Source organism: Peptoniphilus sp. Marseille-Q6390, assembly GCF_965119475.1.
In genome coordinates this window covers 638,609-651,050 of the sequence record NZ_CBCPLS010000001.1, presented here as the reverse complement: position 1 = coordinate 651,050, position 12,442 = coordinate 638,609, and the positions used below count along the sequence as shown (strand labels likewise).

The following is a 12,442-nucleotide window of genomic DNA, read 5'->3' as shown; positions in this document are numbered from 1 at the left end:
CCGGAGGAAAAATGAAGAAAAAATCTATAATTTTTATCACTTGCCTTAGTCTTTTGACTTCTGCTTGTGGTAATAAAAATAAAAACAATAAAATAGAAAATAATAGTAATAAGATTGAAAAAGCTGAAGTCCATGAAAATAAAAATGGAGATTATCTTGTTTCAAATATGAATGATGATGAGACACTTAATAAAATAAAGAAAATTATAGAAAAGAATTTAAATAAGAAGAATGGAGAAGTCTTTGCGAGTCTTGTAAGTGATTACAATAAATCAATCCCAAAAGATTTATTAAGTGGTGACTTTACAGAGCCCTCTAAAGAGGATAAGCTTGATAAAATTTTGGATATGAGGTCATCTATTAAACATGAGTACCCTGATACCAATTGCAGGATAAATTCCTTCTTGCTCTTAAAGGATAACTTATCAATAAAAGAAGACCTTCCCATTGATGATGAAATTCTTTTTATGGACAAGGAAGCCCTAAGGTCTTTTAATTTATTTAATGAAGAAGACTTAGAAAAATTTTATAAATTATTTTCAAGAGTTAAGACTAGTTCATCTAAGGACCCAAAGGTTCATGCTAAGGTTATGGAAGAATTTTTGTCAAAAGTCAACTTCCCAAAGGATGTCCGTATGCTTTCAGTAGTTCTCAATGACAATTTAGATGGAGATTACTTATTTATTGGTCACGTTGGAGTCCTTCTTCCCCTTGAAGATGGATATTTGTTCTTAGAAAAAATTTCCTTTGAAGATCCTTATCAAGCTATAGAGTTTTCCAAGAAGGAAGATGCTTACAAATATTTAAAAAATAAGTACAAGGACTATGTAGATCCAGAAGTGGCTCCACCCTTCATAATGGACAATGATAAATATGTTGACCTTTAATTAATTTAAAATATTTGAGTTTGAGAATTTCAAAAATTCAATTCCCATAATTTATAAGGCAAACTTTAAAATTAATCATAACCACCGGCTAAGCCGGTGGTTTGTTTTGCCCCTATAAGGGGCTGTTACCGGCAGCATTCCATGCTTTGAACTTTCTTTCTCGTGCACCAATTTTCACAGTTGGTGCTAAAGCACCTTATTTTTTGCTTTTGTTCACTTGCTCACCCGTAAACGGGTCTACAAATTCTTTTATACTTATTTGATCTGCCATGTAATCTTCTTTTAATTGATTTTTTATATATTCTTGTATCTTTTTCGCATTCTTTCCTGCTGTATCTACGTAATATCCTCTACACCAAAAGTGTCTATTCCCATATTTGTATTTTAAATTTGCATGCCTATCAAATATTATTAGACTACTTTTCCCTTTTAAATATCCCATTGTTTGAGATATGCTGTATTTCGGTGGAATTTCCAACAACATATGAATATGGTCTGGACAGCATTCTGCTTCTATTATATTTATTCCTTTTCTGTCACATAAATCCCTTAATATTTTTCCTATATCTTGTTTTAACCTTCCATAAATTACTTGTCTTCTATATTTTGGAGCAAATACTACGTGATACTTACAATTCCAGGATGTATGTGATAAACTATTTTTATCCATTTTAGGATACCTCCCTTTTCTATTTATGCTACTGCCAGTAACATTAATAGTTTATCACGGGAGGTTTTTTGCTTTAAGCTAAAGCTTTATTTTTCTACCACCAGCATAGCTGGTGGTTTATTCATGCTAAAGCGTACAAAAATGCAAAAAAAATTGCCCCACTTTTACATGGAGCAATTTTATTTTGCTAAAATTTATTTTTATTCTACTACTTTGTTTCCATCTTTTATCTTATCTTCTCTTAACTTCAACCTATTTGCATCAAGCTCTCTCTTTCTTTCGAAAGCGTGAAGGATAAGTGCAAGAGTTACAACTCCGTAGGAGATAAATGTTCTGAAGTATTCACCCATCATAGCATCGCCTGTTAAAACTCTTCCCGCTTGTGGAAGAACTATAAACATTAAGTGGAAAAGGGCTGTACCTAAGATAACATTTGGTATTGAAGCCTTTGATACAGATGCACCACCAACAAGGATTGATGCTGCTGCATAAAGAGCTGCTTGGTCTTGTCCTGCATAAGTTGCAAGAGTACCAATGTTTTGTAGATAAATGATTTGTCCGTAGCAAGCAAGAACTGTTGACATAACAATGGATGCAATTCTTATTTTATCTGAGTTCATCCCTGCGTTTTGTGCAACAAATTGATCTTGACCTACTGCCTTCATGTCGTGACCTAGTTTTGTGTTTCTAAACCATACAATGAATAGGCAAAGTAGTGCAATTATTGCAAGAGTAACTACTGGAACATCAAAAAGAATTTGATGCTTAGCAGTAATAGGAATGTTAATTCTAAACTTTAGAATGTTATCAAAGCCTTGAGCAGATGCTAGGGTAATAGAGTTTTTAATACCGTAACCTGCTGAAAGGACCATAGCCTTAGTTCTCATAGGAATTAAAGTTCCACAGAAGTAAAGTAGGAATAACATATACCAACCTAGGATAAAGAAGGCAAGCATCATTGATGTGATCATTTCTCTACCCCTTGCCCTATTAAGAACTCTACCTGAAAATTGTCCAAGTAAAATTGCAATTGGAGTACCAATTAGAGCAGCAATAAGAAGTCCTGTCGCTCCTGTGAATCCCCAGTCTTGAGCAAAGATTATTCCAATTTGTCCTGCCATAGCTCCAAGAGGAATACCAAAGTTGATTCCCATACCTGCTATGATTGGAATTATAAGAGAAAGTACTAAGAAGGTATTTCTTACCATTCTCTTTGAAAGTTCATTTGTAATATAAGATAGTGGTGGTTTGGCAATAAGAAGTCCCGCCACAACTATAATTATAAACAAAATTGGAACCATAAATCTGTATAAAAATTCTTTAAAATTAAATTTTTTATTCATCTTTACTCCTCCTTGTAAGTGCGTAAATTATCATTCCATTTGTGATTATCATTCTTAGTATTTCTGAAATATCTATATTTAGTGCACCATTTATAACTGTAGGAGTAAGTGTAATTACACCTTGGAATAAAAATGTACCAATTATAACATTTGGAATAGATGCTTTGTTAATACTTGCACCACCAATTAGTAGGGCTGCTACTGTTTGGAAGGTAAAGGCAAGTGGAGCTTGGTAAAGTTGGATAAAACCATAGGATTGTTGGTAAATAATAATTCCAACTGCTGCAAGTACTGTAGAGAATATTACAGAAACTAGCCTTACCCTGTTAATATTAATTCCAGATGCTCTCGCATACTCTGGGTTAGATCCAACAGCTGTCATAGCTGTACCAGTTTTTGTCTTGAAGAATGCCCAAACAATAAATGCCATAAGAGCAAAGATTAAGAACATTCCAACTGGAATCCTAACTCCAAGTATATTAATAGATAAGAAGTTGTTTAAAAGACCATCTGTAATTCTAGTTCCATTTTCTAGGACCTTGGACTTCATCCAATAGTCTGCAACTGGAACTTGTTGTGAAAGTCCCTTACCACTATAACTTAATACGGAAACTGGATTCTTGTATGGAAGAATTAAGTATGCAATACACATGAAGGCTGTGAATGAATAACCTACATAAGTAGCTATAAGCATTTCATCGCCCTTAATCCTATTTAATAAAATTCCGTAGAAAAATCCAAAAACTACTGCTATAAGAGCAGCAAATATCATTGCAATAAATATACCTGTGAAACCTTTGAAGCCAAACTCAATAGATGTAACTCCACCAAGTATTCCTGCTACAACTCCAATTGGAATACCAAAGTTTAGTCCGCAACCAGATTGTACCATAGGCACAAGAGATAGAACTAAAACGGAGAACATTCCAAATCTTGAAAGTACGTTTTGGACTGAATCAGTAAGAGAAACACCAGCCATTGGAGCAGCTATAAAAAGCATTAAGAGGAAAATTCCAATGATAAGTCTTGGTATTCCTATTTGTTGTATTAAACTTTTCTTTTTAGTCATTTCCAAGCTCTCCTTCCCCACTCATTAGAAGTCCAAACTTTGTTGGATCAGCACTAGCTGGAAGTATTCCTGCAATTTTACCTTCACAGATAACAGCAATTCTATCACAAATACTTCTTAATTCTTCAAGTTCTGACGAAACCATTACAATAGTTGTGTTGTCTTTTTCATTAGATTCCTTTAGGGCATCAAGAACAAGTTCCTTAGCACCTATGTCAATACCTCTTGTTGGTTCTGATACAAATAGTAGGTCTGGATCCATGGCAAAGGCCTTGGCAAGACAAACTTTTTGTTGGTTACCACCAGATAAGTTTCCTGCCTTTTGATCAGAACCTGTAGTCCTGATAGCAAGAGACTTAATATATTCGTCAGATAATTCTCTCATTTTAACTTCATCTCTAAATTTGAAGCCAAATCTCTTTTTAATAAACTTTTCTTGGACCTGCATCGCGTTAAAGGCAATATTCCAAAAGATTGGTTCTTCTAGTAAAAGTCCAACTCCCCTCCTATCTTCAGATACAAAGGCTATTTTATTTTTTAAGATATCAAGAGTATCACCAAGTTTTAATTCTTTTCCATTGTAAGTGATTTTACCACCTACAGGATAAGTTCCAAGGATTCCATTAGGGATACCAAGTTTTCCCTGACCAGCAAGTCCAGCAATACCTAGAATTTCACCCCTAATAACTGAAAGATTAACATCATATACAGCTTCACCTGGCATATCAACCCAGAGATGTTCAATTTCCATTATATGGTCGTTGGATTCAAGGTTTTTTTCAAGTCTTTCCTTGGCAACCTTCTTTTCTCCATCTCTTCCAACCATCCATTGAGCTATTTGTTCAATAGATAGGTCTTCATTTTTTCTATCTTCAATTATTTCACCATCTCTTAGAACAACAACTTGATCACAAACACTTGTGATTTCACGAAGTCTATGAGTGATGAAAATTATGGAAATTCCTAGATTTGCAAGAGTCCTCAAAGATTCTGTGAGGTTATTTGCCTCACTTTCTGTAAGAACTGCTGTTGGCTCATCCATAATAATTAATTTTACATCTTTCCTTGTCATTTCCCTTGCAATTTCAATAAATTGCTTGTGACCTACAGGCATTTCTGAAACAAGTGCATTAGTGTCAATGTTTACTTCAAGAGTATCTAGTGATTTGCCTGCAATTTTTATATTTTCCTTTGCATCAATACTTTCTAATTTTTTTCCAAAAATTTTAGATATTACAGAAGGATTAGTTTCTTCCATATCTAGAGTAATATTTTCTGCAACAGTAAATCCAGGGATTAAACTAAATTCTTGATGCACCATTCCTATGCCTGCATTTAAGGCGTCAATTGGATTTTTAAAGTCAATTAATTTTCCGTCAAAATAAATTTCACCGTTGTAACCGCCTGTGTCTCTAATTACTTCCATTCCAAAAATTATATTCATTAGAGTTGACTTACCGGCACCATTTTCTCCAACAAGCCCTAAGATCTCTCCCTTATTGAGAGAGAAATTAACATCCTTTAAGACGGCATTTTCGCCAAAACTCTTGCTGACATTCTTGACTTCAAGTAAACTATTTGTCAACAAAACCCCTCCATCTTCATAATCATAAAATTAAAATCAACGGTAGCCCGTTGACTTTAATTTATTTAATAAGATATTTACTTATTTGTTATTGTTTTAGAATAATTTAATTATTCAGCTTTTCCTTCTGCATTTTCTTGAGCTTCCTTAATAGCATCTAAGTCTACGTTTAGGTTTAGATATTTTTCAGGAACTTTGATCTTATCCATGCCAAGGTATCCTCTACCATATACATAAGTGTCTTGAGCTAGTAAGAAGTGGTTGTCCTTAGTTTCTCCAGTAGCTCTGTCTACATAGTTTTCAGCCATCCATTTTGCACCTTCAGTGTATTTTTGAATAGAAGCAAGGATTTGTTCTTGGTTAAGAAGTTCGCCTTCACCCTTAAGAACTTCCATTACGTGGTCAACAGCACCAAGAGTTAATGAATAACCTAGAGAGTATGCCCAAGTTCCCATTCTCTTGTCTCCGCCTTTTTCGATAACTGCTTTTTCAACAGCTTCGTTAATTGCCTTCCAGTCTCCAGCCATGTTTTGGATGTCTACAGAGAATGCCTTAGGGTAACCCATAATTGGAGATGGTAAGTCTTGTTCTACAAAGATTGCTCCACCAGCTGCAACACCTCTAAGAAGTGGTTCAGTGTGGGCGTCATTTGTACAGAAGAAAGCAGTGTCTTTACCATACTTGTCAATCCAAGGTTGGATGTTTTCTGCAATATATTGTTGTGCTCCTGGAACACCAATATCAGTTGTAGGATCTGGTGCGTTTAATGAAATAAATTCAAGTCCTAGGTCCTTACAAGCTTCTTCCATGATTGCACGTCTAAGAGCAAGAAGTTCAATAGACATGTGTCTTGGGAAAGTGATGTGAGCAAATTTAGTAGCTCCCATTTCCTTAGCAGCAGCTATAATTCTGTATCCTCTTGATACGTTGTCAGCATCCATTACAAGGTCAGAAGCATTTTCTACCATCACTGTATCTTCTTGAGCAACTAAGTTTACAAGAAGGATATCAGGTCTTTTTTCTCTAATTTGGTTAAATGCTGCAACAGTTCCTGGAACTGATTGGTTAACAATAACAGCCTTCATTAGAGGATCGTCTGCCATAGCAACGATTTTAGAAATTGTAGTTTCTTGTTCAGCTTCGAATCTGTCTGGATAAGTATCGTGTTTAATAATTCCACCCTTATCAGCAGCGCCGTAAAGTTCAATAGCTTTTTCAGCAGCACGGAACTCATCTTCAGCTTGAGATACTGTACCAGTAACAATTCCGATGTGATATTCTTCGCCGTCTTTTAGAGTTTCAAACTTTGCTTTTTGTCCTGCTTCTGCAGTTGTGGAAGCTTCTTTGCCTTCCTTTGCAGCTCCGTTGTCAACTTTTTGACATCCAGTGAATACCATTGCCATAATCATTAAAAGCATGATTCCCATAAACCCTTTAAATTTTTTCATTTTTTACACCTCTTCTAATTTATTTAATATTGGTTTATAAATTATAGAGATTTTATCACATTAAATGGCAAAATACAATGGAAATATGATTTAATTTTCATATTTTCTAAAAAATAAATACAATAATTTTACATGTCTAAATATGGAATTGTTAATTTAGTAATTTAAATATACTTCAGCTAAGTTTGAAATTAACATATTCTATGAATTTATAGTTTTTTGTTTTTAGCTTTTATTTGTAAAAATCTAGTTTTTATAAGCTTGTAAAAGTATAAAACTTTTGCCATTTTAACTTCTATCAGTCTAAAGTGTTTTGAATTAAAAAAGTCTGAGCTAATGGGCCCAGACTTAAATATCAATATAACATACTTTAAAAATATTATGAATTGATTTGTACTTTTTCTTGAATTGGCGGTAAAATATGCCGATTTAAAATCGCTCCAATTAATATGTTTTTTATAATCAATTGATTAATTCAAAATTATAAAATTATTTAACAAATATATCAGGCAAAATTGTTACAGTCGAAGGTACATATGTTATTAACAATAAAATTGCAATTAATACAATTAACATAGGAATCAAGTCTTTAATCTGTTCCTTTAAAGACACTTTTGTTATTGATCCTGCTACAAATAGACATACACCCAACGGTGGGGTACACATTCCTATAGTAAGATTTACAGCCATTACTAATCCAAAGTGAATTAGATCTATTCCGAATGTTTGTACTATCGGTAAAAACAAAGGTGTGAAAATAACAACAGCACTAGTTGTATCTATAAATGTACCTGCTATTAATAATATTATATTAATTATTAATAATAGACTAAACTTTGAACCTACATTACTTGCTAAAAAGGCTCCTACTGTTTGTGGTATATTATTAACAGTTATCACCCAAGTAAATAGAGAAGCTGCTCCTACAACAAGTAAAACTTGTCCAGTAGATTTTGCTGCATCCAATAAAATACCTGGTAAATCAGAAAGTTTTAATTCTTTATACACAAATAATCCAATTATTAATGCATAAAAAGTTGCTACTGTTGCTGATTCTGTTGGTGAAAAGAACCCGCTCATTATACCACCTATAATTATTATAGGCATTATTAATGCTAGCATAGCATCTTTTCCAGCCACTAACACTTCTTTTAATGAAGCTTTTTCCTCTCTACCTATATAATTTCTTTTTTTGCCTACAAAATAAGAATATATCATTAAAGCTATTCCCATTAAAATACCTGGTATAAAACCACCAATAAAAAGTTTTGCAACGCTCACATTTGCCATAACTCCATAAATCAATAAAGGTATTGATGGAGGTATTATTGGACCTATCGATCCACCTGTCGCTAACAGAGGAGCGCAAAACTCTTTATCGTATCCTTTTTCAATCATAATCGGTGCCATTATACCACCAATTGCTGCTGTAGCTGCAATTGCTGAGCCAGTTATAGCTGCGAAGAACATGCATGCTAGGATACTTACCATTGCTAGTCCACTAGGATGATGTCCTATAAGTAGGTCTGCAAAGTTAACTAATCTATCACTCATTCCACCCTTAAGCATTAATCCACCTGATAATATAAACAAAGGTATTGCTGTCAATGCAATGCTATCAACACCTGTAAATAGTCTTTGTGCAACAACTAATAAAGGATAACCATCTGTGACAATTTGTCCTAAAGATACAATACCAAGGGCGAAAGCTATTGGAACCCCCAATAAAAAAGCAGCAAATAGTACTAATATTATCATTTTGTTTCACCATCCTTAATTCCTTTAAATTGACTAATTATTATTTCAATATCATAAAGTATTAAAAATATTACGCTTATAGGTATTGAAGCATAATAATAAATCATTGGAATAGCTGTATATGGAGCTTTTTGTGTTATGCCTGTCTTTGAAAATTGTATTCCATATATTAATAGTAAAATAAAGAATCCAAGTAAAACAAAGTTAATCAAAATTTGTAAAATCTTACCTGTTTTATTAGATACCATTGAAAAAATAATGTCTATATTTAAATGATCATTAGTCTTTAAACAATAAGCTGCACCTAAAAAAACTAAATAAACAAAGCTTAATCTTATTATATCTTGACCCCATGCAACAGGCATTTTAAAGAAAAACCTCATTATAACTTGTAAAAAAGTAACAATAGCTAAAATTGCTGAGCTAAGAACCATTGCAAATTTCAATGTTTTTTCAAGATATTTCATAAAACCTCCTAATGCTATTTAATAAAGTCCCTAACTTCTTCAACAAAATCTGGGCTAACTAATTGTGCTACTTCTGGATTAGTGTATATATCTTTAGTAGCTTCTACGAAAGAGTTTTTATCTACTTCAGAAATTATCATACCATTATTCTTCAAATCTTGTAAATATTCTTCTTCATGTTCTGATACAATTTTTCTTTGCTCTTTTGCTGCCTTATCTGCTGCCTCTTGAACTAGTTTTTGTTGTTCTGGATTTAATTTATCAAAAAAATCTTTATTCATAACCATACTTACTGCTGCATACGTATGTCCATCCAAAGATAGATATTTTTGAACTTCATAAAACTTTTGTGTTGCAACAGTCGCAATAGGATTTTCTTGTCCGTCTACCATACCTTGTTGAAGAGCAGTGTATAGTTCGTTAAAGGAAACAGGAACTGCAGATGCATTTAAACTATCCATTAAAGCAAACCATACTGGAGCTTCTTGAACTCTAAATGAAAGGCCTTTCATATCCTCTACTGTTTTTATCTCTTTCTTTGAGTTTGAAAAATGTCTAAATCCTAATTCTCCAAAAGCTAAGTGTTTGAACCCTGCCTCTTCAAACTTAGGATTTAGTTTTTCTGATATAATACCATCTAAAGCTTTATAAGCTTTCTCTTGGTTTTCAAACAAGTATGGAATAGATAATATTTGTATTTCGGGAACCCATGCAGGAAGTGTTCCATCTGATGTAACAACTGTCATCTGAATTGTACCAAGTTTTGTTCCTTCAGCCATTTCTCTTTCTCCACCCAATTGAGCATTTGGATATACGCTAACTTCGAAATCATCGGAAGATTCTTCTAGGTACTTCTTAAATAATTCTGAAGCAATAGTTGATTGATGTTGTTCATTTCCAACACAACCTAGTTTAATTTGTATTTTACCTGCTGTCGAACCTTCTGTTGACTCAGCCTTACCTTTAGATCCACATCCCACTAGGGTTAAAGCAATTAAAAAAATTAAAATAAAGCTTGTAAATATTTTTTTTGATATTTTCATGTTTTCCTCCTTAAAATTTAAAATATAAGTTTACCTTTCTTCCTCTGGGATTACATTCACTTCGTAATCTAGATTAATTGTCTTCCCAGATTTTTCATCTATCATTTTTGAAATAAATTTACTGCCATATTCAAATCCACCTATCAATGAAACTGTACCTGAGTATATTATACTGTTGTTTATATCTCCAACTCTTTCCTTTAACTCGTCTATAATTTTTTCAACTGGTAAAATTGATGCTAAAGTGTCGTCTTGGTATTTAATTTCTTTTCCATTAACTACTTGTGAAGATGTCAACCTTATTGAATCCCAGTGCTCTTTAATATCATCATAATCCCAAATTGTTTTAGCAATTGGCTTTAAACAAACTTGTTTAGATTTAAAAATGCTAACGCTTTCTAAAGCTCTATCAGTATGGTCAGATCCAATTGTTATATATACCTTGTTGTTTTTTATTAGTATGATATACTCTGCTTCTCCTGAAGTTTTTCCACCAACAAATTTCAAATCCGAGTCTTGTGTAACTATTTCTTTTGAAACTTCAAAAATAGTAGGAATTTTCTTTGGAGGAGCCACTCCCAACTCCCTTTCTAATTCGTCAATATGCTCCTGAGTTTTCTCCATATCTCTACCAGCATATCCAATTACATATACTTTATTAAATTCAAAATCAATCTCTTTTTCATTAAAAAAGAAACTTAGTTTTTTCATAAATCACACCTCATATTAATATAATTCAGGACGTCTATCCTTAAATACATTTATACTGTTTCTAATATCACTTATTATTGTTAAATCTAATTCTCCAGTTTTTATTTCATCTGATTCATATGGCTCTACTATATACTCTCCCCATGGATCAATTATTGCACTATGACCACCAAAGTCACCAACACCATTAACACATACCACAAACATTTGGTTTTCAATAGCTCTAGCTCTATTCAATACATCCCAATGAACCGCTCTCTTTGCTGGCCAGGCTGCAGAATTAAATAATATTTTAATATCCTCTAATGCATATTTTCTTATCCATTCTAAAAATCTAATATCATAGCAAATAACAATTCCACATTTTATTCCATCAATTTCAAAAGTTACTAATTTATCACCTTTTTCAAAAATATTATCTTCATCTGACGGCGAGAATAGATGAACTTTATTGTAATTTGCGATTTCTTTACCATCTCGATTGTATACATAAGCTGTGTTATAAAGTTTATCATTTAATAAATTAGAAACTGAACCTCCGATAATATTAACATTTAATTCTTCGGCTAATTTTGATAATAATTTCCTTGATTTTTCTCCATCTTTATCACATATATCCATTACATTAGATGGAAAAAACGATGTATTCCACATTTCTGGTAAAACTATTACATCGGGATTATCTAACATAGCATTTCGAATTTTTTCCTCAATAGTCTCGAAGTTTTTTTGAACATCTCCCATTTTCAATTCACATTGAATAAGGCTAACTTTCATAAATACCTCCCATAATATGTATTTGGTATACCATATACATAGATTAACAATTAAGAAAACCTTTGTCAATAGATTTTACTAAATCATAACCACCGGCTAAGCCGGTGGTTTGTTTTGCCCCTATAAGGGGCTGTTACCGGCAGCATTCCATGCTTTGAACTTTCTTTCTCGTGCACCAATTTTCACAGCTGGTGCTAAAGCACCTTATTTTTTGCTTTTGTTCACTTGCTCACCCGTAAACGGGTCTACAAATTCCTTTATACTTATTTGATCTGCCATGTAATCTTCTTTTAATTGATTTTTTATATATTCTTGTATCTTTTTCGCATTCTTTCCTGCTGTATCTACGTAATATCCTCTACACCAAAAGTGTCTATTCCCATATTTGTATTTTAAATTTGCATGCCTATCAAATATTATTAGACTACTTTTCCCTTTTAAATATCCCATTGTTTGAGATATGCTGTATTTCGGTGGAATTTCCAACAACATATGAATATGGTCTGGACAGCATTCTGCTTCTATTATATTTATTCCTTTTCTGTCACATAAATCCCTTAATATTTTTCCTATATCTTGTTTTAACCTTCCATAAATTACTTGTCTTCTATATTTTGGAGCAAATACTACGTGATACTTACAATTCCAGGATGTATGTGATAAACTATTTTTATCCATTTTAGG

12 protein-coding genes are annotated in these 12,442 nt (G+C 32.9%); 1 reads left to right on the top strand and 11 read right to left on the bottom strand.

The window, feature by feature from the left end:
• Nucleotides 1-11: 11 nt before the first annotated feature.
• Entirely contained in the window at nt 12-887 is an 876-nt protein-coding gene (locus tag ACWPVO_RS03190; RefSeq protein ID WP_454206473.1) for a DUF4300 family protein, read from the top strand.
• A gap of 196 nt (nt 888-1,083) precedes the next feature.
• Here the strand turns inward: ACWPVO_RS03190 and tnpA (ACWPVO_RS03185) are convergent, their stop codons facing one another.
• From tnpA (ACWPVO_RS03185) to tnpA (ACWPVO_RS03135), 11 genes are all read right to left on the bottom strand, one after another.
• Nucleotides 1,084-1,557: an IS200/IS605 family transposase gene (gene tnpA, locus ACWPVO_RS03185; protein WP_005955379.1), complete on the bottom strand. Its 474-nt coding sequence runs from the start codon at nt 1,555-1,557 to the stop codon at nt 1,084-1,086.
• 200 nt (nt 1,558-1,757) lie between these two features.
• The gene (locus tag ACWPVO_RS03180; protein WP_005958137.1) at nt 1,758-2,900 is read right to left on the bottom strand and encodes an ABC transporter permease subunit; all 1,143 of its coding nucleotides are present in this window, start codon (nt 2,898-2,900) and stop codon (nt 1,758-1,760) included.
• Nucleotides 2,893-3,969, bottom strand: a complete 1,077-nt coding sequence (locus tag ACWPVO_RS03175) for an ABC transporter permease subunit (protein WP_250342196.1) — start codon at nt 3,967-3,969, stop codon at nt 2,893-2,895. The genes ACWPVO_RS03180 and ACWPVO_RS03175 overlap by 8 nt, the downstream gene beginning before the upstream one ends.
• The gene (locus tag ACWPVO_RS03170) at nt 3,962-5,554 is read right to left on the bottom strand and encodes a sugar ABC transporter ATP-binding protein (RefSeq protein WP_060800387.1); all 1,593 of its coding nucleotides are present in this window, start codon (nt 5,552-5,554) and stop codon (nt 3,962-3,964) included. Before ACWPVO_RS03170 ends, ACWPVO_RS03175 begins: the two co-directional genes overlap by 8 nt.
• A gap of 110 nt (nt 5,555-5,664) precedes the next feature.
• Nucleotides 5,665-7,002 carry a DUF3798 domain-containing protein gene (locus tag ACWPVO_RS03165; RefSeq protein ID WP_454206470.1) on the bottom strand — a complete coding sequence of 446 codons (1,338 nt, stop codon included), beginning with the start codon at nt 7,000-7,002 and terminating at the stop codon, nt 5,665-5,667.
• Nucleotides 7,003-7,491: 489 nt separating this feature from the next.
• Entirely contained in the window at nt 7,492-8,760 is a 1,269-nt protein-coding gene (locus tag ACWPVO_RS03160; RefSeq protein WP_270675827.1) for a TRAP transporter large permease, read from the bottom strand.
• On the bottom strand, nt 8,757-9,227 hold the full coding sequence (locus ACWPVO_RS03155; RefSeq protein WP_454206467.1) for a TRAP transporter small permease: 471 nt from the start codon (nt 9,225-9,227) through the stop codon (nt 8,757-8,759). Before ACWPVO_RS03155 ends, ACWPVO_RS03160 begins: the two co-directional genes overlap by 4 nt.
• A 14-nt stretch (nt 9,228-9,241) precedes the next feature.
• Nucleotides 9,242-10,270, bottom strand: coding sequence for a TRAP transporter substrate-binding protein (locus ACWPVO_RS03150; protein ID WP_270675680.1), 1,029 nt, complete (start codon nt 10,268-10,270; stop codon nt 9,242-9,244).
• Between the two features lie 30 nt (nt 10,271-10,300).
• Nucleotides 10,301-10,981, bottom strand: a complete 681-nt coding sequence (locus ACWPVO_RS03145) for a DUF2848 family protein (RefSeq protein WP_454206465.1) — start codon at nt 10,979-10,981, stop codon at nt 10,301-10,303.
• 15 nt (nt 10,982-10,996) lie between these two features.
• Nucleotides 10,997-11,758 (bottom strand): carbon-nitrogen family hydrolase, encoded by a 762-nt coding sequence (locus ACWPVO_RS03140; RefSeq protein WP_270675683.1) that lies wholly within the window; start codon nt 11,756-11,758, stop codon nt 10,997-10,999.
• A 204-nt stretch (nt 11,759-11,962) separates the two neighbouring features.
• On the bottom strand, nt 11,963-12,436 hold the full coding sequence (gene tnpA / locus ACWPVO_RS03135) for an IS200/IS605 family transposase (RefSeq protein WP_005955379.1): 474 nt from the start codon (nt 12,434-12,436) through the stop codon (nt 11,963-11,965).
• Between the last annotated feature and the right edge of the window lie 6 nt (nt 12,437-12,442).

What these genes read in the sequence shown, in the direction of transcription:
- tnpA (WP_005955379.1), bottom strand. Translation starts at nt 12,436, where the DNA reads ATGGATAAAAATAGTTTATCACATACATCCTGGAATTGTAAGTATCAC.
- ACWPVO_RS03150 (WP_270675680.1), bottom strand. Translation starts at nt 10,270, where the DNA reads ATGAAAATATCAAAAAAAATATTTACAAGCTTTATTTTAATTTTTTTA.
- ACWPVO_RS03180 (WP_005958137.1), bottom strand. Translation starts at nt 2,900, where the DNA reads ATGAATAAAAAATTTAATTTTAAAGAATTTTTATACAGATTTATGGTT.
- ACWPVO_RS03145 (WP_454206465.1), bottom strand. Translation starts at nt 10,981, where the DNA reads ATGAAAAAACTAAGTTTCTTTTTTAATGAAAAAGAGATTGATTTTGAA.
- ACWPVO_RS03140 (WP_270675683.1), bottom strand. Translation starts at nt 11,758, where the DNA reads ATGAAAGTTAGCCTTATTCAATGTGAATTGAAAATGGGAGATGTTCAA.
- ACWPVO_RS03175 (WP_250342196.1), bottom strand. Translation starts at nt 3,969, where the DNA reads ATGACTAAAAAGAAAAGTTTAATACAACAAATAGGAATACCAAGACTT.
- ACWPVO_RS03165 (WP_454206470.1), bottom strand. Translation starts at nt 7,002, where the DNA reads ATGAAAAAATTTAAAGGGTTTATGGGAATCATGCTTTTAATGATTATG.
- ACWPVO_RS03160 (WP_270675827.1), bottom strand. Translation starts at nt 8,760, where the DNA reads ATGATAATATTAGTACTATTTGCTGCTTTTTTATTGGGGGTTCCAATA.
- ACWPVO_RS03155 (WP_454206467.1), bottom strand. Translation starts at nt 9,227, where the DNA reads ATGAAATATCTTGAAAAAACATTGAAATTTGCAATGGTTCTTAGCTCA.
- tnpA (WP_005955379.1), bottom strand. Translation starts at nt 1,557, where the DNA reads ATGGATAAAAATAGTTTATCACATACATCCTGGAATTGTAAGTATCAC.
- ACWPVO_RS03190 (WP_454206473.1), top strand. Translation starts at nt 12, where the DNA reads ATGAAGAAAAAATCTATAATTTTTATCACTTGCCTTAGTCTTTTGACT.